21 protein-coding genes are annotated in these 22,235 nt (G+C 63.7%); 2 read left to right on the top strand and 19 right to left on the bottom strand.

Annotated features, from left to right (window positions below):
- Positions 1-33: 33 nt before the first annotated feature.
- The 4 genes from rny to O6R08_RS04530 all read right to left on the bottom strand — a co-directional run bounded on the left by rny (position 34) and on the right by O6R08_RS04530 (position 3,869).
- Complete coding sequence (rny, locus tag O6R08_RS04545) at positions 34-1,659, bottom strand: ribonuclease Y (protein WP_271418926.1); 1,626 nt, start codon at positions 1,657-1,659, stop codon at positions 34-36.
- 100 nt (positions 1,660-1,759) lie between these two features.
- The gene (gene recX, locus O6R08_RS04540) at positions 1,760-2,275 is read right to left on the bottom strand and encodes a recombination regulator RecX (RefSeq protein ID WP_271418925.1); all 516 of its coding nucleotides are present in this window, start codon (positions 2,273-2,275) and stop codon (positions 1,760-1,762) included.
- A gap of 29 nt (positions 2,276-2,304) precedes the next feature.
- Complete coding sequence (gene recA / locus O6R08_RS04535) at positions 2,305-3,351, bottom strand: recombinase RecA (protein ID WP_271418924.1); 1,047 nt, start codon at positions 3,349-3,351, stop codon at positions 2,305-2,307.
- A 323-nt stretch (positions 3,352-3,674) separates the two neighbouring features.
- A complete protein-coding gene (locus O6R08_RS04530) occupies positions 3,675-3,869 on the bottom strand; it encodes a DUF3046 domain-containing protein (protein ID WP_271418923.1) in 195 nt (64 codons plus the stop codon).
- Between the two features lie 149 nt (positions 3,870-4,018).
- Here O6R08_RS04530 and O6R08_RS04525 point away from each other — a divergent pair, with 149 nt between their 5' ends.
- Positions 4,019-4,777 carry a DeoR/GlpR family DNA-binding transcription regulator gene (locus tag O6R08_RS04525; protein WP_271419243.1) on the top strand — a complete coding sequence of 253 codons (759 nt, stop codon included), beginning with the start codon at positions 4,019-4,021 and terminating at the stop codon, positions 4,775-4,777.
- Positions 4,778-4,899: 122 nt separating this feature from the next.
- On the opposite strand, the gene O6R08_RS04520 is transcribed toward O6R08_RS04525, so the two are convergent.
- The 3 genes from O6R08_RS04520 to pgsA all read right to left on the bottom strand — a co-directional run bounded on the left by O6R08_RS04520 (position 4,900) and on the right by pgsA (position 6,378).
- Positions 4,900-5,175 carry a helix-turn-helix domain-containing protein gene (locus O6R08_RS04520; RefSeq protein ID WP_271418922.1) on the bottom strand — a complete coding sequence of 92 codons (276 nt, stop codon included), beginning with the start codon at positions 5,173-5,175 and terminating at the stop codon, positions 4,900-4,902.
- Between the two features lie 100 nt (positions 5,176-5,275).
- Positions 5,276-5,761 (bottom strand): CinA family protein, encoded by a 486-nt coding sequence (locus O6R08_RS04515; RefSeq protein ID WP_271418921.1) that lies wholly within the window; start codon positions 5,759-5,761, stop codon positions 5,276-5,278.
- Complete coding sequence (pgsA, locus tag O6R08_RS04510; RefSeq protein WP_271418920.1) at positions 5,758-6,378, bottom strand: CDP-diacylglycerol--glycerol-3-phosphate 3-phosphatidyltransferase; 621 nt, start codon at positions 6,376-6,378, stop codon at positions 5,758-5,760. The genes O6R08_RS04515 and pgsA overlap by 4 nt, the downstream gene beginning before the upstream one ends.
- Positions 6,379-6,489: 111 nt before the next feature.
- Between pgsA and O6R08_RS04505 the strand changes: the two genes are divergently transcribed.
- On the top strand, positions 6,490-7,248 hold the full coding sequence (locus O6R08_RS04505) for a fructosamine kinase family protein (protein WP_271418919.1): 759 nt from the start codon (positions 6,490-6,492) through the stop codon (positions 7,246-7,248).
- Positions 7,249-7,315: 67 nt separating this feature from the next.
- Here O6R08_RS04505 and pyrE read toward each other — a convergent pair whose 3' ends face one another.
- The 12 genes from pyrE to aceE all read right to left on the bottom strand — a co-directional run bounded on the left by pyrE (position 7,316) and on the right by aceE (position 22,034).
- Complete coding sequence (pyrE, locus tag O6R08_RS04500; protein WP_271418918.1) at positions 7,316-7,966, bottom strand: orotate phosphoribosyltransferase; 651 nt, start codon at positions 7,964-7,966, stop codon at positions 7,316-7,318.
- Positions 7,967-7,994: 28 nt separating this feature from the next.
- On the bottom strand, positions 7,995-8,705 hold the full coding sequence (pyrF, locus tag O6R08_RS04495) for an orotidine-5'-phosphate decarboxylase (RefSeq protein ID WP_271418917.1): 711 nt from the start codon (positions 8,703-8,705) through the stop codon (positions 7,995-7,997).
- A gap of 23 nt (positions 8,706-8,728) precedes the next feature.
- Positions 8,729-9,652: a dihydroorotate dehydrogenase gene (locus O6R08_RS04490; RefSeq protein WP_271418916.1), complete on the bottom strand. Its 924-nt coding sequence runs from the start codon at positions 9,650-9,652 to the stop codon at positions 8,729-8,731.
- The gene (locus tag O6R08_RS04485) at positions 9,649-10,443 is read right to left on the bottom strand and encodes a dihydroorotate dehydrogenase electron transfer subunit (RefSeq protein ID WP_271418915.1); all 795 of its coding nucleotides are present in this window, start codon (positions 10,441-10,443) and stop codon (positions 9,649-9,651) included. The genes O6R08_RS04490 and O6R08_RS04485 overlap by 4 nt, the downstream gene beginning before the upstream one ends.
- Positions 10,443-13,649, bottom strand: a complete 3,207-nt coding sequence (carB, locus tag O6R08_RS04480) for a carbamoyl-phosphate synthase large subunit (protein ID WP_271418914.1) — start codon at positions 13,647-13,649, stop codon at positions 10,443-10,445. The genes O6R08_RS04485 and carB overlap by 1 nt, the downstream gene beginning before the upstream one ends.
- Positions 13,649-14,737 (bottom strand): carbamoyl phosphate synthase small subunit, encoded by a 1,089-nt coding sequence (locus tag O6R08_RS04475; RefSeq protein ID WP_271418913.1) that lies wholly within the window; start codon positions 14,735-14,737, stop codon positions 13,649-13,651. The genes carB and O6R08_RS04475 overlap by 1 nt, the downstream gene beginning before the upstream one ends.
- On the bottom strand, positions 14,734-16,071 hold the full coding sequence (locus tag O6R08_RS04470; RefSeq protein WP_271418912.1) for a dihydroorotase: 1,338 nt from the start codon (positions 16,069-16,071) through the stop codon (positions 14,734-14,736). Before O6R08_RS04470 ends, O6R08_RS04475 begins: the two co-directional genes overlap by 4 nt.
- Positions 16,068-17,012 (bottom strand): aspartate carbamoyltransferase catalytic subunit, encoded by a 945-nt coding sequence (locus O6R08_RS04465; RefSeq protein WP_271418911.1) that lies wholly within the window; start codon positions 17,010-17,012, stop codon positions 16,068-16,070. Before O6R08_RS04465 ends, O6R08_RS04470 begins: the two co-directional genes overlap by 4 nt.
- On the bottom strand, positions 17,009-17,584 hold the full coding sequence (gene pyrR / locus O6R08_RS04460) for a bifunctional pyr operon transcriptional regulator/uracil phosphoribosyltransferase PyrR (protein WP_271418910.1): 576 nt from the start codon (positions 17,582-17,584) through the stop codon (positions 17,009-17,011). Before pyrR ends, O6R08_RS04465 begins: the two co-directional genes overlap by 4 nt.
- Positions 17,585-17,740: 156 nt before the next feature.
- Positions 17,741-18,754 carry an L-glyceraldehyde 3-phosphate reductase gene (gene mgrA, locus O6R08_RS04455; RefSeq protein WP_271418909.1) on the bottom strand — a complete coding sequence of 338 codons (1,014 nt, stop codon included), beginning with the start codon at positions 18,752-18,754 and terminating at the stop codon, positions 17,741-17,743.
- A gap of 4 nt (positions 18,755-18,758) precedes the next feature.
- Positions 18,759-19,163, bottom strand: a complete 405-nt coding sequence (locus O6R08_RS04450; RefSeq protein ID WP_271418908.1) for a DUF3052 domain-containing protein — start codon at positions 19,161-19,163, stop codon at positions 18,759-18,761.
- A gap of 117 nt (positions 19,164-19,280) precedes the next feature.
- Complete coding sequence (gene aceE, locus O6R08_RS04445; protein ID WP_271418907.1) at positions 19,281-22,034, bottom strand: pyruvate dehydrogenase (acetyl-transferring), homodimeric type; 2,754 nt, start codon at positions 22,032-22,034, stop codon at positions 19,281-19,283.
- Between the last annotated feature and the right edge of the window lie 201 nt (positions 22,035-22,235).

The following is a 22,235-nucleotide window of genomic DNA, read 5'->3' as shown; positions in this document are numbered from 1 at the left end:
GGTGACCCCCGTTTACCCCCGGCGCGTGGCGGCTCAGGATTCCCCCACCGTTTCCACGGCCTGGAAGGAGCGGACGACGGTGACCTTGGAGCGTCCTGGCACAGTCACCTGCTCCCCCACGGCCAGCGCGATCTGACGAGCAAGTCGCGATGCGCGGAGATCGTCGACCTCTCCCGGATCGACGAGGATCTGGATCTCACGTCCAGCTTGCAGGGCGAAGGCCCGTTCCACGCCAGGGAAGCTGGTGGCAATCTCCTCGATGGTGTTCATCCGACGCACATGGGCTTCCAAGGAATCTCGACGGGCGCCCGGTCGGGCTGCAGAGATCGAGTCGGCGGCCCTGACGACCAGATCGGTGACACTCACCGGTTCAACCTCCTCGTGGTGGGCCGCGATGGCATGCACGACCTCATCGGATTCCCCGTAGCGTCGGGCCAGTTCGGCACCGATGGCCGCGTGGCTGCCCTCGACGCCCGGAGTGAGGGACTTTCCGAGATCGTGCAGGAAGGCCGCACGACGACAGGTGTCGACGTCGGCTCCAATTTCGGCCGCCAGGATGGCCGCGAGTCGGGCACACTCGACGCAGTGGTCGAGCACTTGCTGTCCGTAAGAGGTCCGGAAACGCAGGGATCCGAGGATGGGTAGCAACCGATCGTCAATCTCGTCGATCCCAGCTTCGGATAATGCCTCGGATGCGGCCTCCAGACACATCTGCTCGATGTGGTCGACGGCGCGTTGATGGGCCTTCTCGATGCTGATGGGGTGGATTCGACCACCTTCGACCAGATCAACGAGTGTTCGTCGGGCCACCTCGCGGCGCATGGGGTCGAAACAACTCAACAAGACGATCCCTGGGGTGTCGTCGATGATGACCGTCACTCCCGTCACCTGTTCGAAGGTACGGACGTTACGACCTTCTCGCCCAATGACGCGACCCTTCATCTCGTCGCTGGGCAAGGGCACGACACTGATGACGGTGTCGGCGACCATTTCGGAAGAACACCTCTGGATGGCGTCGGCCACGATGTGGCGAGCCTTGCTCTCGGCGTCGCTCGTCACCTCAGCGATAATCGCCCGAGCATCGTTCTCGGCCAGCACACGGGCTTCTCTGCTGAGGTGGTCTGCGAGTTCATCACGGGCCTGGTCGAGGGACATCCCGGCGACTCGCTGGAGCTCTGCGTCAACCTGCTCGTCACGTCGATTGAGTTCGGCATCCCGCTCGTCGAGGAGGGAGCTACGCTTGGCCAAATCCAATCGATCTGTCTCGAGCTTGTCGAGGCTCTCATCCAGGTGGCGGCGGGCTTCACGCAACTGGCGATCACGCTCGGTCAGCTCCTCGACGGAGCGCTGGTTGATCTCAAGCAGGGCCTCAGCACTCTGACGTGCTTGCTCGGCATGATCAGCTCGACGCTCTTCGTCAGCAACCCGCACTCGACTGGACTCGAGTTGCAAGCGAGTTGAGGTGACCTCGTCTCGACAGTCCGCAAGGTCTTGAGTCACTCGCTCCAGACGCTCTTCGTTGCGGGAGAGCTCCGAGGCCTTCGCATCGCGTTCGGACTCTGCTCGTTGCACCCTTTTCCCAAGGGCTCGGCGGTCTGTCAGCCAGCCAATGATGACTGCGCCTGCGAGCACCGCCACCACGACGAGTGCGATGAGCATGACCTCTGCACTTCCTCACATCTTGACGTTGACCTGCACCGTCGCCCCTGACCGTGGGGCCAGGACATCACACCCGAGGTGAGGGGCAAACGATGCAACTCTAGTCGAAAAGGCCGGTGGTCGGAGCTTCTGGGGGTTCCTCACCGAGTTCCTCGCGGGCAGCACGGATGGCGGCCCAAGCGATCTGGGGTCCGTAACCCTTGCGGGCCAGAGCCCCCAGCACTCGCCTGGTGAGACGGGCCTCCTCGATGCCTCGACCTGCCTCCAACTTGTTCCTGGCAATTTCGGTGGCGGCATCCAATTCGTCAGCGTCTGTGATCTGGGAGGTCGCATCCTCAACGATCTGGGAATCAACCCCCTTGCGCGACAGTTCGGCTGCTACTGCCCTGCGAGACAGACCCCGCACGCCGTGCCGGGAGGCTGTCCACCGATGAGCGAAATCGGCGTCGTCGATGAGCCCCACCTGCGTGAGACGGTCGAGAACCGCCTCACGCACCTGCTCGGGCACACCGTGGGAGTCCAGCGCCGTGGCAAGTTCACTTCGGGTGTTGGCCCGACGATCCAGCCGCTTGAGGCAGATCTCGCGGGCTTCCTCGTACCACTGCTCGTCGGTCAACTCCTCGGGATGGTCCTGGCGTCGTCGGCTCAGAATTCCACCTCACCGGTCACGGGATCGACTCCCTCGGGAACTTCAGACTCACGCAAACCCAGATGGGTCAGGATCTTGTCCTCGATCTCGTTGGCGACGTCGGGATTGCCCTTGAGGAAGGTACGGACATTCTCCTTGCCCTGGCCCAACTGCTCATTGTTGTAGCTGAACCAGGATCCGGACTTGGTGATGATTCCGCAATCCACCCCCATGTCGATGAGGCTTCCCTCCCGGGAAATGCCCTGACCGTAGAGAATGTCGAACTCGGCCTGCTTGAATGGCGGGGCGACCTTGTTCTTGACGACCTTGACGCGGGTACGGTTACCGACCATCTCGGAACCGTCCTTGAGGGTCTCGATACGACGCACGTCCAGGCGCACCGAGGAGTAGAACTTCAGGGCGCGGCCACCGGTCGTCGTCTCCGGGGAGCCGAACATGACGCCGATCTTCTCGCGCAGCTGGTTGATGAAGATGGCCGTGGTCCCGGCCGCGTTGAGGGCACCGGTCATCTTGCGCAGGGCCTGACTCATGAGTCGAGCCTGCAGACCGACGTGAGAATCACCCATCTCTCCCTCGATCTCAGCCTTCGGGGTGAGGGCCGCGACGGAGTCGATGACGATGAGCTCAAGGGCTCCCGACCGCACCAGGGTGTCGGCGATCTCGAGGGCCTGCTCGCCATTGTCTGGCTGGCTCACCAGCAGGGAATCAGTGTCGACACCAAGTTTGCGGGCGTACTCCGGGTCGAGGGCGTGCTCGGCGTCGATGAAGGCGCAGATACCACCTTCAGCTTGAGCATTCGCGATGGCGTGCAGGGCCACCGTCGTCTTGCCCGAGGACTCTGGGCCGTAAATCTCGACGATCCTGCCACGCGGGAGACCCCCCACGCCCAGGGCGACGTCAAGAGCCACCGATCCGGTCGGGATCGCAGCAATCTTGACGGTCTCCTGTTCGCCAAGGCGCATGATGGAGCCTTTGCCGTGCTGCTTCTCGATCTGCTGCAAAGCCGTGGCAAGGGCCTTTTCGCGATCTGCGGTCGCTGCCATGTCGTTCCTTCCTTGATGGCGGTCCCCCGCCTCATGTGACGTGCGGCATCGCCGCAGCGTTGGTCATATGTTCTGTTGGTCCTAAGTTCTGATGAGGGAAACGCACCCGTTTCCGGTGTCATCACCCAAACTGTAGGAGCGAAGTAGGACAATCTGTCAGGCAGTTTCGTTTCTGTGGATAACTGCCGTCTCGACCATCCCCTCACCTGTGGACAACCCTTCCAGAAGCCACTGACGACTTCGCAGCGCATCGTGTTCCGGTTGTGTTCCATCGGGGGTTGGCGCCGATCCTCGACGTCTGAACACGTCTCAACCCCTCCATGTCAACGCAGCGAATCGGGCAGTTCAAGGGCCTTCCAGCACGCCAGCCAGATCGTCTTGGCATCGACTCCATCAGCCAACGCTTCTTGCACCGTTCGTGAATCGAGACCTGGAACCGCCTGCTGTGCGGCCCAGATTCGGCAGTAATCCTCACCCAAGGCCTCAGCCAGTCGCGTCCACAATTGGGTCTGTGTCATGAAGCCAAGCCTAAGGGCACGATAAGATCGGCGCAGATGTGCGAATGCTCAGGGCACGGCTCTCCCCGCGGGCCGTGAGTTGCGCGAAAGGAGTAGCGATGACGATGCCGTCGGATGTCCACTCATCATCCTCACGACGAAACGACCGCATGGTCGCCATTCTCGCAATGTTGCGCGACCACGACGAGGTTTCCCTACGAGACATGGCGGCCGCCCTGGGGGCCAGCGCTGCGACGATCCGACGCGACGTCGCCGCACTCGCCGAGCAGGGCCTGCTCATTCGCTCACATGGAACCGCTCGGCGCGCTGGAACTGGCGCCGAATTGCCGGTCAGTTTGCGAGACGGCCGACGTCGTCGCGCCAAGGAGGCCATCGCCCACGCCGTTGCCTCCGAACTGCCGGTGGGGCGTCACGCGATTGGGCTCACCGGCGGCACGACGACCACCGAGATCGTTCGTGCCCTGCGTCATCGCCATGACCTCACCCTCATCACGAACTCTGTGAGCATCGCCCTCGAAGCCGCCAGCCAGGGTCAGCAGCGTGTCCTCATCACCGGCGGAGTGCTGCGTCCATCCTCCCTGGAGCTGGTCGGTTCCCTGGCCGAGTCCACCTTCAAACAGGTCAACGTCGGCACCGCCATCGTCGGATGTGACGGCTTGAGCGCCGAGGGTGGCCTGACGACCCACGACGGCATCGAGGCGGCCGCGAACCACACCATGATCAAGAGGGCAGCTCGCATCATCGCCGCTGTCGACGGTTCCAAGATCGGCCGGGTCACGCTGGCGAAGCTGGCCGACGCCAAGGACGTCGACCTCCTCGTCACCGACAATTCAGCCGATCCCGACGAACTGGCCCGTCTGCGCGCCCTCGGCATGGCGATTCGTATCGTCCACGCGCCAGTCGACTGACGACCTCTTGTTCACCGTCTGGGGAGCAGGGCCACTTTGAGCCATCCGCAGCCAAACACCCCCAATACAGAGTTTTCCCGGCCCCATCGGGACCGGGAAAACTCACAAGTTCAGGGTGTTGTTCATGCCGCAACAGTGATGCGGTGCTCGGGGGTGCCTTCGCTCTTGAGCATCTTGTCGCTGACGATACGCATCAACTCGGACTGTGGGAGATCCAACGCGGTGCAGATGGCCAGGATGAGTTCACTGGAAGCTTCCTTCTGCCCCCGCTCGACCTCCGACAAGTATCCGAGGGACACGCGTGCGGCAGAAGACACCTCACGCAGGGTACGGCCCTGCGCGAATCTCTGTTCACGCAGCGACTCGCCGAGCATTTCACGCAGCAGAGCTGATTTCATGGGCGTCTCCTCCTAGGTGATTCATCCATGGCAACGCCCTCAATCGAGGAAACATTCCCCACACGGCGAAATCTTTCACATTTTGGTGCCCGGCTCGTCCTCACCTGTCTGTACCGCTGACGATCTCGCATCCCAGGCCCAGAAGTGCCTCGACCGTCGCCCGACGAATGTCCTCCCGCGCTCCCTCCAGATGGAGACGCCTGACGACCGGAACTCCTTGGTATGCCGCACCGATGAACACTGTCCCAGCCTCTTCACCGTCCTGGGGATCAGGACCGGCGACCCCGGTGCACGACAGACCGACGTCGGCCCGGCAGGCCTGTCGACATCCCAGGGCCATCTGAGCCGCAGTGGTGGAATTGATGACCCCGTTCTCGGCGATCCAGCCGGCATCGACCCCGGCGAGGGTGGACTTGAGGTCACTGGCGTAGGTGACCAGACCGCCACGAAAGACCGCCGAGGCCCCCGGAACGGTCGTGATCGTCGCCGCGACCAGCCCTGCCGTCAAGGATTCGCAGGTTGCCGCCGTCAGTCCGCGTTCCCCCAACTGTGCGATGAGTCGACGTGCTCCCTCGTCGCCGGTCACCTGAGGTTCCGCTTCCCAGCCTTGGCCGGCGTGGCTCCGGCGTTCTTCGCGCGGTTGCGAATCTCAATGGCGTCCTTGATGTACACCAGGCCGGTGACGACGGTCAGAAGGAAGGCAATGATCATGACGGCCCAGGCGATGGCGTCGACGAAGGCCGGGGTCCGCCACAAGCCGAGGCAGAACAGGGTGATCGCCAGGGACTGCATCGCCGTCTTGAGCTTGCCTCCCTTGTTGGCCGCCATCACCTCGTACTTGAGCATCCTCATCCGCATGACCGTGATGCCCCACTCGCGCAGCAGGATGATGATCGTCATCCACCATGGCAGCTCGCCGAGGATGGACAGACCGATGAAGGCCATACCGGTGAGCGCCTTGTCAGCGATGGAGTCACCGATCTTGCCGAAGTTGGTGACGAGGTTGTACTTGCGCGCAATCCTGCCGTCGACGAAATCGGTGAGGATCGCCACGATGAACACGATCGTCGTCGCCGTCCGCCAACTGCCCTCATGGGCATGGGCCAACAGCATCCATCCGAAGACGGGAACCGCAATGACTCTCAACAGAGTCAGCGCATTCGGAACGTTGATGTTGCCGGGGCGGTCCTTCTTCGTGGCCATGGGGTCAGTATGTCGCGCGACGAGGTATCACGCGACTCATCGCCACGAAAATCGCCCCGGATTGGTCAATGGGCGCCAGAACCGACGAACTCGTCATCTACCGTGAGCGACATGACCTTTCGCAAGACCGACCATCGCAGGAACGCCATCGACTATGAGGTCGCCGGGCTGACGTGGCTCGCGGCTGCTCAGCCCGCCGGAGCCGCGATCGTCGAGGTCTTGGACCACGGCCATGGTTGGCTCACCGAGCCTGAACTCTCGTCGGTGCGTCCCACTCGCGAGGCAGCCGAGGAATTCGGTCGACGCCTCGCCCACACTCACGCAGCAGGGGCCAGCCACTTGGGAGCAGCTCCCGACGGCTTCACCCCTGACGGTGGGTACATTGGTCGGGCTCCCCTGCCCTTGCTGACCGCGCACATCGACTCGTGGGGAGAGTTCTACGCCCGCTATCGCATCGAGCCGTACATGGACAGCCTTGACGCCCAGGCCCGCGCTGTCGTGTCCACGCTCGTCGACCGGCTCGTCAGCGGGAAATTCGACCACGACCAACCAGCCCTCGTGACCGATCCCGCCGCACGGACCCACGGTGACATGTGGTCGGGAAACCTCATGTGGACCCCCAACGGGGTCGTCCTCATCGATCCTGCCGCCCAAGGTGGACACGCCGAGGAAGACCTGGCCTCCTTGTCAGTCTTCGGCGCCCCGTTCACCAACGAGATTCGTGCTGCCTACAACGAGGAATCCCCGTTGGCCGACGGATGGCAGGAGCGAATTGGACTACATCAGCTCCACATGCTCATGGTCCACTGCTTCCTCTTCGGTGGCGGATATGTCAGCCAAACCATCGAGGTGGCACGCCGTTACCTCTGATCGCCAGCCAGAACCCACGTGTGCCCCCTCACACCACGCAGCCACTCCTTGATGTAGTCAGACGACATCAGTGGGCGTCGGACCAGGCCTGAGGATCCGAGGACCAGGTCTGCAGGGTGGCCAGTTGCTGGGAGGTGATGAGTCCGGACTGGGCTGCCACCTCGATGAGGGTCGGGTAGTTCGACAGGGTGTAGAGCGGAAGACCAGCCTCCTCGAACGCGCGGTGTCCCTTCTCCAACTCGTAGGAGAACAGGGCGAGGACGCCGACCACCGTCGACCCCTCGCGCTCGACGGCCTCGGCGGCCTTGAGCACCGAACCGCCGGTGGAGATGAGATCCTCGACCATGACGACCTTCGACCCGACCGGAATGCGTCCTTCGATCTGGTTGCCGCGTCCGTGGTCCTTGGGGGCAGAACGGACGTAAGCCATAGGGGCGCCAAGGCGGTCAGCGGCGAGGGCGGCGTGGGCGATACCAGCGGTGGCAGTACCGGCCACGACGTCGACCTGGTCGAAGTGTGCGCGCACAAGGTCAGCCAGGCCCGAGGCGATGAGGTCTCGGGTCTGGGGGTCTGACAAGGTGACGCGGTTGTCGCAGTAGATCGGGGAATGCAGTCCCGAGGCCCACGTGAACGGGGCGTCCGGGGACAGCGAGACGGCTTCGATGGCGAGTAGGCGCTGCGCGAACTGCTGGGCGATCTGCTTATTGGTGACGGTCATGACGGTCTTCCTCCAGGTGGTGTTGTCGTCAGGCTGAGCGGCGTCCGGCATTCCATTCGTCGCGGATGGCGTGGTAGGCGGCGACCGGGTCGTCGGCCTTGGTGATGGGACGGCCCACAACAATGGCCGAGGAGCCCATCGACGCTGCGTTGCCAGGGGTGGCGACCCTGGACTGGTCCCCCACTGCGGCGCCAGCCGGGCGGATTCCGGGGGTGACACGCAGGAAATCCGGGCCGGTCACCGAGGCGATGTCAGCGGCTTCGTGGGCCGAACACACCACACCGGCCAGCCCGGCTGACTGGGCGAGTTGGGCATAGTTGCGCACCGATTCAGCCAGCGGCACCTCGATGAGCTGCTCGGCCTTGAGAGCCTCCGGGGAGGTTGAGGTGAGCTGGGTGATGGCGACGACACGGGTGGTCTGTGCCGCGCCCCCCAGACCCTCCAGAGCAGCCTCCATCATGGCCTTTCCGCCTGCAGCGTGGACGGTCAGCAAGTCCGCTCCCAGCCGGGACAGGCTCGCGGCTGCACCCTTGACGGTGTTGGGGATGTCGTGGAGTTTGAGGTCGCAGAAGACATCATGCCCGGCGTCCTTGAGGCTGGTGATGACGCTCGGACCTGCCGCGTAGAACAGCTCCATTCCCACCTTGACGAAGAGGGGCTCGTCGAACTTGCCGACGAAGTCGAGGGCGGCCTCGGCGCTGGGCAGGTCGAGGGCGATGATCGGGCGGCTGGTGTCCATGTGTACTCCTTGGTGGTCGATGGTCAGCGAGACTGCCGGACCTCGGCCCGGAGATCCTCGAGGCTGGAGATGTGCAGGTCGTCCATGATCGGCTCGAGCCCGTCAATGATCTTGGGGCATGCCAGCGGATCGGTGAAGTTGGCGGTACCGACGCCGACGGCCGAGGCTCCAGCCATCATGAGTTCCAGGGCATCGGCGCTGGTCGTCACCCCACCCATTCCGATGACGGGGATGTCGACGGCCCGGGTGACGGCGTCGATCATGCGCACGGCAAGGGGAAGGACGGCCGGCCCCGACAGCCCACCCGTACCGTTGGCAATGACAGGCTGTCGCCGTGCCAGATTGATCCTCATCCCGGTGAGGGTGTTGATGAGGGTCAGGCCGTCAGCTCCACCATCGGCGACCGCTCGGGCGATCTCGGTGATGTCGGTGACATTGGGAGACAGTTTGACGTAGACCGGCACGCTGGCCGCCGCCACGACGGCCTTCGTCAGGTCATGGGCGGAGCTGGCATTGGTGCCGAAGGTGATTCCGCCGCGCTTGACATTGGGACAGGAGATGTTGATCTCCAGGGCTGCCACGTTGGGGGCGGTGGAGATGACCTCAGACACCGTGACGTAGTCCTCGGTGGTGTACCCGGCGACGTTGGCGATGATCGGCAGGTCGGGAAAATGCTCGGCCAGCCACGGCAGTTTCTCAGCCATGACGACGTCGAGACCCGGATTCTGCAATCCGATGGCGTTGAGCATCCCACCAGGTGTCTCGGCCACTCTGGGCACCGGATTGCCCGGACGCGGCTCGACAGTGGTTGCCTTGACCATGATCGATCCCAGCACCGACAGGTCGTAGTACCCGGCGTACTCGGCTCCAAAGCCAAAACACCCACTGGCGGGCATGATCGGATTCTTGAGTTCCAGGCCCGGCAGTGACACGGCCAACCTGTTCACAGCACGACCTCCTCGGCCTCGAGCACCGGACCGTCGTAGCACACCCGGAACTGATGATCGGGGTTCTTGGCGTCTCCAATGACACAGGCGTAGCAAGCACCCACCCCGCAGGCCATCCTCTCCTCCAAGGACAACTGGGTACGCACCGTCGGGGCCAGGGTCGACTTCACCCACCTCAGCATCGGGGTGGGCCCGCATGCCTGCACGATGTCAGGGATGAATCGTCGCGCCTCGTCGGTCTGGGCTATCTGGGCGACGGTCCCCTTCGTCCCCACTGATCCGTCGTCGGTGGAGATGAGCACCTCCCCCAGCGCAGAGAACTCATCGACCCAGAAGATGTCGTTGCGATCCCGGAATCCCAGCCGGAACTGCACCTGGACGCCACGTTCCACCAGGCGACGACCCAGCAGGTACAGCGGCGGAATGCCCACTCCACCACCGACGAGCAAGGCTCGTTGTCCAGGCTGCACCGCGTCGAGGTCGAATCCGTGCCCCAACGGGCCGAGAACGTCAATCCTTGCTCCCAGGGGTGAGCGAGACAGCTGATCGGTTCCTCGACCGACCACCCGGAAGATGAGGGTGTACCCCTGCTCATCAGCGTCAGCGATGGACAAGGGCCGGCGCAGGACGTGCAACCCACCGGGCAGCAGGTCGAGGAAGGTTCCTGGAACGACCTGCGGCATCGGCTCATCAGGGACAAGTCGCACCGAGTACACCCCGGCAGCAATCTTCTGACGATCCGTCAGTTCCATCATCTGAGAGGCCGGTCGTAGCACATTCGTCTCACTCATCAGATCGACTCCGTCGAGAAGGCTCGTGACTCCATCACACGGCAGATCGCCGCGGCGGTGTCAAGGGAGGTGAACAGCGGTATTCCGCGGGCTATGGCCTCACGACGAATCTGCTTACCGTCGATGATGGTGTCCTGGCCATTGCTCATGACGTTGATGACGGCGTCGCAGCCATTGCGGCTGATGAGGTCGAGGACGGACTCGGTGGATCCGGCCTCCCCTGACCCGATCTTCTCGGCCACGTCGATTCGCAGCCCACCCTCGTCGAAGAATTCTGCGGTGCCCGTGGTGCCGACGAGCTGGAATCCGATCCGGTCGAAGCGACGAGCCAGGGCAAGAGCTTCGGGCTTGGCATCGTCGGCCACCGTGATGAGGATCTTGCCGTACTCGGGCACGTGCAGGCTGGCGGCCTCGAAGACCTTGTACAGCGCCTTCTCGAGGGTGTCGTCAGAACCCATGACCTCACCGGTCGACTTCATCTCCGGACCCAAGTGCGAGTCGACCAGGTCGAGCTTGGAGAAGCTGAACACCGGGGACTTGACGTGGATGCGCGTCGAGACTGGCAGCAGTCCGGGCCGCAGGCCGAGATCGGACAGTTTCTCCCCGAGGATGACTCGGGTCGCCACCTCGGCCATCGGCACCCCGGTGACCTTGGACAGGAAAGGCACCGTACGCGAGGCGCGCGGGTTGGCCTCGATGACGTAAACAGTGTCCTGGCCGGTGGCGGGGTCCTCGGCGATGACGAACTGGATGTTGAGGATGCCCTTGGTGTCCAGCCCCAGGGCCAGTTTCGTCGTCACGTCGACGATCTGGTCGGCGATCTTCTGGCTCATCCGCTGCGGGGGGTAGACGGCCATCGAGTCACCAGAGTGCACGCCGGCCCGCTCAATGTGCTCCATGATGCCGGGGATGAGGACGTCGGTGCCGTCACAGATGGCATCGACCTCGCATTCCAGACCGTTGAGGTACCGGTCCACGAGCACTGGCTTGTCGGGGCTGGCGTGGACGGCGTCACGCATGTAGCGCTTGAGTTCCTCGGGGCTCGTCACGATCGCCATGGCACGACCACCGATGACGTAGGAGGGACGCACCAGCACCGGGTATCCGAGCTCTTCGGCAACCGCCAGGGCCTCCTCACCGGATCGGGCCGTGCCACCGGGAGCCTGCGGAATCCCCAGCTCGGCAAGCAGGGACTCGAATCCTTCTCGGTCCTCGGCGCGGTCGAGGTCGGCCAGCTGGGTGCCCAGGATCGGCACCCCGGCAGCCTCGAGAGGACCGGCCAGGTTGATGGCCGTCTGGCCGCCGAACTGGACGATGACTCCCTCGGGCTGCTCAAGGTCGATGACATTCATGACGTCCTCGATGGTGAGCGGCTCGAAGTACAGCTTGTCGGAGATGGAGAAATCGGTGGAGACCGTCTCCGGGTTGGAGTTCATGATGATGGCCTCGTACCCGGCAGCCTGGATGGCCTTGACCGAGTGCACGGTGGCGTAGTCGAACTCGATGCCCTGGCCGATGCGGATCGGCCCGGAGCCCAGCACCAAGACGCTGGGGCGATCCGAGGTCACCGACTCGTTCTCCATCTCATAGGTGGAGTAGAAGTACGGGGTCGAGGACTCGAACTCACCGGCGCAGGTGTCGACCATCTTGTAAACCGGTGTGATCCCGGTCTCGACTCGGCGGGCGCGCACCTGGTCGGCGGTGGTGCCCCAGAAGCGGGCGATGGCAGGGTCACAGAAGCCGTTGCGTTTGGCAATCCAGAGTGCCTCGGGGTCGTCGGGGCAGGAGCGCAACGTCTCCTCGATCTCGACGATGTGGGCGATCTTGTCGAGGAAGAAGACGTCGATCTTGGTCTGGTCGTGGAGTTCGTGCACAGTGCGCCCGCGCCGTATCGCCTCGGCCAGACAGAAGAGACGGTCATCACGGGCGTGCAGCAGGCGCTCCCCGAGGATGTCGTCAGGCAGATCCGCGACCTCGCGCAAGGCGATGTGGTCAACCCCGATCTCCAAGGAGCGCACTGCCTTGAGCAGGGACTCCTCGATGGTGCGTCCCAGGGCCATGACCTCACCGGTGGCCTTCATCTGGGTGCCCAGGCGTCGATCGGCCCGGGCGAACTTGTCGAAGGGCCAGCGTGGAATCTTGGCGACGACGTAGTCGAGTGTGGGCTCGAACATCGACCAGGTCGTCCCGGTGACGGGGTTGCGAATCTCGTCGAGAGTCATGCCGACAGCGATCTTCGCCGCAATCTTGGCAATCGGGTAGCCCGTGGCCTTGGAGGCCAGGGCTGAGGACCGTGAGACGCGCGGGTTGACCTCAATGACGTAGTACTGGAAGGACTCGGGGTCCAGGGCGAGCTGGACGTTGCACCCACCCTCGATCCCCAACGCGCGGACGATCTCGATCGAGGCGTCTCGCAGCATCTCGTGCTCGACATCGGTGAGGGTCTGGGTAGGAGCGAACACGATGGAGTCGCCGGTGTGAACCCCAACCGGGTCAAAGTTCTCCATCGTGCACACGACCATGGTGTTGTCGGCACCGTCGCGCATCATCTCGTACTCGATCTCCTTGTACCCGGCGATCGACTGCTCGACCAGGCACTCGGTGACCGGAGACAGCTCCAGGCCCTTCCCCACAATGCGGAGCAGTTCGGCCTCGTCGTGGCAGATGCCGCCACCGGTTCCGCCAAGGGTGTAGGCGGGACGGACGATGAGCGGGTAACCGATGGACCTGCCCACCTCGACGGCCTCGTCGACGGTGTGGACGATCTCAGAGGCCGGTACCGGCTGGCCCAACTCGTCCATGAGCTGCTTGAACAGGTCACGGTCCTCGGCCTTCTCGATGGCCGACAGCGTGGTGCCCAACAACTCGATACCCAGCTCGTCAAGGATCCCGGACCTGGCCAGCTCGGTGGCCATGTTGAGACCGGTCTGGCCGCCCAAGGTGGGGACGATGGCGTCGGGGCGTTCCCGGCGCAGGATCGAGGACACGAATTCCAGGGTGATCGGCTCGATGTAGACCTTGTCGGCGATGTCACGGTCGGTCATGATCGTGGCCGGGTTGGAGTTGACGAGAATAACCTCGTACCCCTCCTCCTTGAGGGCCAGACAGGCCTGAGTGCCGGCGTAGTCGAACTCGGCAGCCTGGCCGATGATGATCGGACCGGACCCGATGACGAGGATGCGATGCAAGTCGGTACGGCGGGGCATCAGTTCTGTCCTCCAAAGTCATTGGCATCCATGAGTGCCACGAAGTCGTCGAAGACGTGAGCTGCATCGTGTGGCCCTGCGGCCGCGTCGGGGTGGTACTGCACCGAGAACGATCCGAGGCGAGTGTGACGCACACCCATGACCGTCTCGTCATTGATCTCGAGGTGGGTGATCTCCAGCTCGGTGCCGGCCACCGATGCGGGATCGACGGCATATCCGTGATTCTGGCTGGTGAAGTCGATCCGTCCGGTGGACAGTTCCCGCACCGGGTGGTTGAAGCCACGATGGCCGAAGGGCAGCTTGTAGGTGTCGGCGCCATTGGCGAGGGCGAAGATCTGATGTCCCATGCAGATACCGAAGATCGGGTACTCCTCCTGAAGCTCGCGCACCACCTCCTGGACCTGCGGGATCGACTTCGGGTCGCCGGGACCATTCGACAGCATGATGCCGTCAGGGGCCAGGGCGCGCACCCGAGCGGCCGAGATGTTCCAGGGCACGACGGTGACGGCGCATCCGCGCTTGCTCAGCTCACGCAGGATGGAGTGTTTGAGGCCAAAGTCGAAAAGCACCACACTGCGTCCACCCAAGGGTGACGGGTAGGCGGTGCGGGTGGAGACCTGGGCGATCTGGTCGGTGGGCAACTGAGCGCTACGCAGCTTCTCCAACTCGGCGTCGAGATCGGCGTCAGGGCCCAGCAAGGCCCCCTTCATGACCCCCTCATGCCGTAGCCGTCGCACCAAGGCACGAGTGTCGATACCGGCCAGGCCAGGAATGTCATGGGTGGTGAGGAACTCATCGAGACTGAGACGGTTGCGCCAGTTGCTGGCTAGTCGCGGCACCTCTCGGCAGATGACCCCGGCGGTCGTCGGGAAGAGGGACTCCATGTCGTCGCGGTTGATGCCGCAGTTTCCGATGAGGGGGTAGGTGAAGGTGACGATTTGTCCGTTGTAGGACTGGTCGGTGAGGGTCTCCTGGTAGCCGGTCATCCCGGTGGTGAAGACGACCTCGGCGCTCACCTCGCGGTCGGCCCCGAAGGCCTCTCCCTGGTAGCTCGTCCCGTCGGCCAACAATAGGGTCCGTCTGCTCATTGCCAGTCTCCCGTCACGTGGTCACCCGTCTTGCCGATCTGCTGTCCTCGCCGGTGCACCGTCTGTCCACCGACCATGGTCAATACGCAATCTCCGAAGACGCGCCGCCCGGAGAAGGGAGTGTTGCGCCCCATCCCGGCCCCCTCCTCGGGGATGATCGTCGTCTGGGTCGCCAGGTCGAAGGCGGCGAGGTCGGCCGGTCCGCCCACTCGCAGTCGTCCGGCATCGGCCAGCCCGAAGGTGTCGGCGGGCCCGGCGGTGAGCCAGTCGACGAGCTGGTCGAGGCGGAATCGACCATCCAGCACGAAGTTGGTGTACAGCAGGGCGAAAGTATGCTCGTTCGTGATGACCCCGAAGGCTGCGTCACGGAAGGAACAGTCCTTCTCGGCGGCAGCGTGCGGGGCGTTGTCCGTGGCGATGCAGGTCAAGGTGCCGTCGCACAGCCCGTCGATCATGGCGTCAACGTCGTCGCGGGTGCGCAACGGAGGATTCATCTTGTAGAACCCGTCGTCGCTGGGAATGTCGTCGTCAGCCAGCAGTAGATGATGCGGGGCGGCCTCGCCGGTGACATGCGCACCGTCCTCACGTCCGCGACGCAGGGTACGAATCGACTGGCGAGTCGAGGCGTGGCACAGGTGATAGTGAGCCCCGGTAGCCTCTGCGATCATGACGTCTCGGGCCACCTGGACAGTCTCGGTGAGACGAGTCATGGGCGGCAGGTCGAGTTCGCGGGCCCGGCGTCCGTCATTGATGACTCCGCCACGTACCAGGGACTCGTCCTCGGCGTGGGCAGCGATGGGACGGTCCACCTTGGCGGCGGCGCGCATCGCGTCGTACATCGTCGCGGCCAGTTGGACACCCTTGCCGTCGTTGGAGAAGGCAACGGCCCCCGCTTGGGCCAAGGCATCGAGGTCGACAAGATCGGTGCTCGTCAATCCGACGGTGATGGGGGCGATGGGACGCACCCGTACCAGCGCGGACTCGTCGATCCTGCGCTTGAGGTCGTCCACGAGCGCAGGAGTGTGCGGGTCGGGCACGGTGTTCGGCATCGCACAGATCGTCGTCCACCCGCCGCGGGCTGCCGCAGCAGTGCCCGAGGCAATGGTCTCCTTGTGCTCCTGCCCCGGCTCACGCAGATGGACGTGCAGGTCCACCAGGCCGGGAGTGACCAGAGCCCCACCCAGGTCGATGACCTGCGCGTCGGCTCCGTCGAGGGCGTGGCGACGCCCTCGTGAGATGGCCTCGATCCGGTCGTCGCGGACGAGGAGCTGGGAGGGAACCGGGGTGGCTCCCTCCAGCATGGTCAACCCGGTGAGGAGGACCCGTCGGCTCACTGTGTCTCCCTGGCTCGCAGCACCTGCTCCAGAATCGCCATGCGCACCATGACTCCGTTGCCCATCTGCTCGAAGATACGAGACGAGGGGGCCTCGACGAGGTGGCCCGAGATCTCACATCCGCGGTTGACAGGGGCCGGGTGCATGATGATCGCGGTTGGCTTCATCCGCTCCGCCCGCTCGTCGGTGAGCCCGAAGGCCTGCAGGTAGTCGGTGGCGGAGAAATCTGGGCCGGCATCGAACCTTTCGTGCTGGACGCGCAGCATCATGGCGACGTCGACGTCGGAGATGACCTCGTCGAGGGTGGCCATCGTGCCGAGTCTGGTGACGTCGTGGTCCATCCACTCGCGCGGTCCGGTGAAGACGACGTTGGCGCCCAGGCGAGCGAGGATCTGGGCATCGGAACGCGCCACTCGCGAGTGAGCGATGTCGCCACTGATGGCAACCGTCAGACCGTCGATGTGACCGAACTCCTCAGCGATGGTCATGAGGTCGAGCATGCACTGGCTGGGGTGCTGGCCGGAGCCGTCGCCACCATTGACGACCGACAGGCCAAGCATCCCGGTCGACAGCAGATAGTCGTAATAGCGGTTGGTGGAGTGACGGATGACGGCGACCTCGGCACCGATGGCGTCAACGGTACGTACCGAGTCGTACAGGCTCTCGCCCTTGGTGACGCTGGAGTGTCCCGGATCGAAGTCCAGGACCTTCATCCCCAGACGGTGCTCAGCCATCTGGAAACTGATCATGGTTCGGGTGGAGTTCTCGAAGAACATGTTGATGGCGACGTGCCCGGGCTCGACGCGGGGGGTGTCACCAGCCTTGAACTGGCATCCGCGCTCGATGATCGCCATGACGTCATCATCGGACATGTCCTCCACGGACAGGAAGTGACGTCCGGAATAGTCGACGTCGAACTCCTCAACGGCCTCAGCGCTCATCGGGAAGCCACCTTTCGAATGGTGACTGCGTCCTCACCGTCAACTTCGGTGACGTGGACGTCAACAGCCTCGCTGAGAGCCGTGGGAATGTTCTTCCCCACGAAATCGGCGCGGATCGGCAGCTCGCGGTGACCGCGGTCGACCATGACAGCCAGCAAGATGCGGTCAGGCCGGCCAGTGGCGAGCAGGGCGTCGAGGGCTGCCCGCACGGTGCGGCCGGTGAACAGAACGTCGTCGACGAGGACGACGGTCTTGCCGGCCAGGTTTGTCGGGACGTCATGGCCCGACAGCACCGGGTTCTTCGGACGCTCGTGGTGCTCATTGGGATCAAGATCGTCCCGGTACAAGGTGATGTCCAGCTCGCTGACAGGGACATTCGCGTCACTCAAGGAGGACAACTTGGCGGCCATACGCTGTGCCAGGTATGCGCCACGAGTGCGAATACCGACGATGACCAACTGGTCGAGCCCCTCATTGCGCTCGACAATTTCGTAACAGATTCTCGTCAGCGCCCGCTCCAAGGCCTTGGAGTCGAGAACGGTGACGGGGCCGGATGACTGGGTGAGTTGCATAACGGGCTCCTACCACTGGACACCGTTGGCGCGAGGGTGGAGCACAGCCGACGACGCACGTCTGTGCAGCCGCCTGTTGGCACGACCTTCGCGACCTCACGGGATCGCCATTAAAGGGCGTCCCCACAAGGGTAGCACGACCCGGGCTGAGTTATCTCAGCAAGCGTGATCAGCCAGCACCGATTCGATGTTCACCTGCTCCTCGTCGGTGAACGGCGTGGCTGTCACAGCGTCAATGTCGCAGTCCAACTGCGGCACCGAGGATGCGCCGACAAGAACACTGGTGATGCGGGAATCTCGCAGGATCCACGACAGAGCCATCTGGGCGAGAGTCTGATCACGATCCTTGGCGATCTCGTTGAGAGCTGCGACCGCGCCACGGGTGGCGTCGTCGATCTGTTCGGGACGCAGGGAGGCCGCACCCATGCCAGCTCGAGACTGGGCCGGGATGTCCTTGAGGTACTTGTCGGTGAGGATGCCCTGAGCCAATGGGGAGAAACATATGATGCCCATCCCCTCCTGCTCGCAGGTGTCCAGGAGGCCGTCCTCGACCCAGCGGTCGAACATGTTGTAGCGCGGCTGGTGGATGAGCAACGGGGTACCAAGGTCGCGGGCAATGGCGGCTGCGGTCTCCGTCTGCTGCGGATCGTAGGAGGAGATGCCGACGTAGAGGGCACGTCCGGAGCGCACGATGCGGTCGAGGGCGCCCATCGTCTCCTCGAGCGGGGTGTCTGGGTCGAAGCGGTGGGAGTAGAAGATGTCGACGTAGTCCAAGCCCATCCGCTTGAGGGACTGGTCGCAGGATGCGATGAGGTACTTGCGGGAGCCGCCACCCTGTCCGTAGGGGCCAGGCCACATGTCGTAGCCGGCTTTGGAGCTGATGATGAGCTCGTCGCGGTAGGGCTTGAAGTCGGTGGCCATGATGCGGCCAAAGTTGATCTCGGCCTGGCCGTAGGGCGGGCCGTAGTTGTTGGCGAGGTCGAAGTGGGTGATGCCGCGGTCAAAGGCCCGGCGCAGCACGGCACGCTGGGTGGCCCCTGGGTGAAGGTCTCCGAAGTTGTGCCACAGGCCCAAGGAGATGGCGGGCAGCAACAAGCCGCTGGCCCCGCAACGCCGGTACTTCATGGTGTCGTAGCGGTCCTCGGCTGCCACGTAGCTGCTCACTGCCATGATGTCAACGGCGTCCGCCTCGGGGCCGCACGACCTTGTGGGCCTGCCAATCCTCACCAACGTCATAGCTGGTCGTCAGCACCATGCCAGCGGTGTCAGCCCCGTCGGACAGGTCTGCCGGGTCGATGGTGCCGGGGCGTCCCACCTTGGGGGTGACGAGCACGATGAAACCGTCATCGGAGAGGTCACGCATGGCATCAACCAGTCCATCGGCCACATCCCCGTCATCGGCACGCAACCACAACCAGACGATGTCGACGGCGTCAATCGAATCCTCGATCATGTCACCGTCGATGATGTCCATGACTTCCTGACGGAGGTCCTCGTCAACGTCATCGTCCCAACCGAGCTCCTGGACCACCCGCCCGGCCTCGAGACCGAGCTTGTCCAAATCGGTGCCGCTTCCCACGAATCCTCAGCTTCCTCACGTACGTGCGTCTGGCGCGAAAAGACGCCTTGGAACAAGCGTGCCAGATGCGAGACGCGGAGGCCACCTCAGGGGTGACCTCCGCGTCGTCAGATTCGATCAGGCGTCGCCGCCGGCGTTGCCCGACGACCCAGCGTTGACGTTGAGAAGGTCATATTTCTCAGCCGCCCTGGCCGGCCAATCCTGTGGGACCTCGCCACGCTCGGCCAGCATCTGCAGGGCACGGACGGCCATGGACGGTCCGTCAATGTGGAAGAAGCGACGGGCAGCAGCTCGGGTGTCGGAGAATCCGAACCCGTCGGCCCCCAGGGACGCATAATCCCCTGGCACCCATTGAGCGATCTGGTCGGGGACCTGGCGCATGTAATCGGTGGCAGCCACGACCGGACCAGGAGCATCAGCCAGACGCTGCACGATGTAGGGGGTGCGTTTGCCCTGCTCAGGATGCAGGAAGGCCTGTTCCTCAGCCTCCATGGCGTCACGGCGCAGGTTGTTCCACGAGGTGACCGACCACACGTCGGCGACGACACCAAAGTCGTCCTTGAGAAGCTCCTGTGCCTCGAGAGCCCACGGCACCGCAACACCGGATGCCATCAGCTGGACGCGCCGGGCATCCTCGCCAACCCCGTCAAAGGAGCCCTTCGACAGCAGGTACATACCCTTGACGATGCCCTCGGCGTCGACCCCCTCCGGTTCAGCCGGCTGGATGATCGGCTCGTTGTAGACCGTCAGGTAGTACATGACGTCCTCGGGGTTCTTGCCATACATGTGCTCCAGGCCCGCCTGGACGATGTGGGAGATCTCGTAGGAGTAGGCCGGATCGTAGGAGATGACCGCCGGGTTGGTGGCAGCCAGGATCGGCGACTGGCCGTCCATGTGCTGGGTGCCCTCGCCGGTCAGCGTGGTGCGTCCAGCGGTGGCACCGATGATGAATCCCTTGGACATCTGATCGCCGGCAGCCCAGAAGGAGTCACCGGTGCGCTGGAAGCCGAACATCGAGTAGAACAGGTAGATCGGCACCATCGGCACGCCCTGGGTGGAGTAGGCCGTACCGGCGGCAATGAAGGCAGCCGTCGAGCCGGCCTCATTGATACCCGTGTGCAAGATCTGACCGTTCTTGGCCTCGCGGTAGCTGAGCATGAGCTCGTGGTCCACCGGGGTGTAGTTCTGGCCGTGCGGGTTGTAGATCTTGATCGTCGGGAAGAACGAGTCCATACCGAAGGTACGGGCCTCGTCAGGGATGATCGGGACCACGTGCGGGGCGAAGTTCTTGTCGCGGGTGAGGTCCTTGAGCAGACGCACGAAGGCCATGGTGGTGGCGACTTCCTGCTTGCCCGATCCGCGCTTGACCCCGTCGAAGGCCTTCTGCTCGGGAATCGGCAGCGAGGTGAACTTCGAGCGACGCTCCGGCACGAAACCGCCCAGGGCCCGACGGCGCTCCATGAGGTACTGGATGCGCTCGTCGTCGGCACCGGGATGGAAGTACGGGGCGCGGTACGGGTCGGCCTCCAGGACCTTGTCGGAGATCGGGATCTCCAGGCGGTCACGGAACTGCTTGAGATCCTCAAGGGCCAGTTTCTTCATCTGGTGGGTCGCGTTTCGGCCCGCGAAATGGGTACCGAGGTCGTAGCCCTTGATGGTGCAGGCGAGCACCACGGTCGGTGCTCCCTTGAACTCGGTGGCGGCCTTGTAGGCGTTGTAGATCTTGCGGTAGTCGTGGCCACCACGACGCAGCGCCCAGATCTGCTCGTCGGTCCAGTTCTCGACCATCTTGGCGGTGCGCGGGTCTCGACCGAAGAAGTGTTCACGAACGTAGGCACCGTCGTTGGCCTTGAAGGTCTGGTAGTCGCCGTCACGAGTGTTGTTCATGATGTCGACGAGGGCACCGTCGCGGTCAGCCTGCAGCAGCGGATCCCAGCCGGATCCCCAGATGACCTTGATGACGTTCCAGCCGGCACCGCGGAAGACGGCCTCCAGCTCTTGGACGATCTTGCCGTTGCCACGCACCGGGCCGTCCAGACGCTGCAGGTTGCAGTTGATGACGAAGGTGAGGTTGTCGAGTTCCTCGTTGGCGGCCACCTGAAGGAAGCCGCGCGACTCCGGCTCGTCCATCTCGCCGTCGCCCAGGAAGGCCCAGACGTGCTGGTCGGAGCAATCCTTGATCCCTCGGTTGGTGAGGTATTTGTTCATGGACGCCTGGTAGATGGAGTCCATCGGGCCCAGGCCCATCGACACCGTTGGGAACTGCCAGAAGTCAGGCAGCATGCGGGGGTGGGGGTAGGAGGGCAGGCCGTGACCAGCCTTCGACTTCTCCTGACGGAACCCGTCGAGATCCTCCTCACTGAGGCGTCCCTCCAGGAAGGCGCGAGCGTACATACCGGGGGCTGCGTGTCCCTGGAAGAAGACCTGATCGCCACCGCCGGGGGCGTCCTGTCCGCGCCAGAAGTGGTTCTGACCGACCTCGTAGAGGGTCACTGCAGAGGCATAGGTGGAGATGTGGCCACCGACGCCGATACCGGGACGCTGAGCGCGGTGCACGGTGATGGCCGAGTTCCACCGCAACAGACGACGGATGTTGCGTTCGATCTCGGCGTCGCCGGGGTACTCCTCCTCGTCCTCGGCGGCGATGGTGTTGATGTAGTCGGTGGAGGTGAGAGCCGACAGACCGAGATGCCCGTGGCTACGAGCCCGCTCCAGCATCTTCAGCAACACGATCCGGGCACGGTTGGGGCCGTCAGCCTCAACCATCTTGTCGAGGGATTCGATCCACTCCTGGGTCTCCTCGGGATCGATGTCAGGCAGTGTTGTCGGTAGTCCGTTGAGGACTGGTCCGCGTTCTTCGCGTGGGATCACGCTGGGTCCTTTCTCATCGACATTGACGCGCTACCGGCGTCATCACCGGTGACGGTTCGAGGTGGCAGCCCGAGGGCCCGCCACCAACTTATTGTGTCGTGTTGTGGAAGAAAAGTCACTTGCAGATGCCGTAAATCGACTCAGCGCGAAATTCCTGCCTTGATCGCAGGCGGCTGGGAGGGCATCGTGGCCCAGTCACAA

The sequence above is a fragment of the Cutibacterium equinum genome (assembly GCF_028021195.1).
Lineage (GTDB): Bacteria > Actinomycetota > Actinomycetes > Propionibacteriales > Propionibacteriaceae > Cutibacterium > Cutibacterium equinum.
The sequence above is the reverse complement of the archived record's forward strand: the minus strand, read 5'-3'. Positions and strand labels throughout refer to the sequence as shown.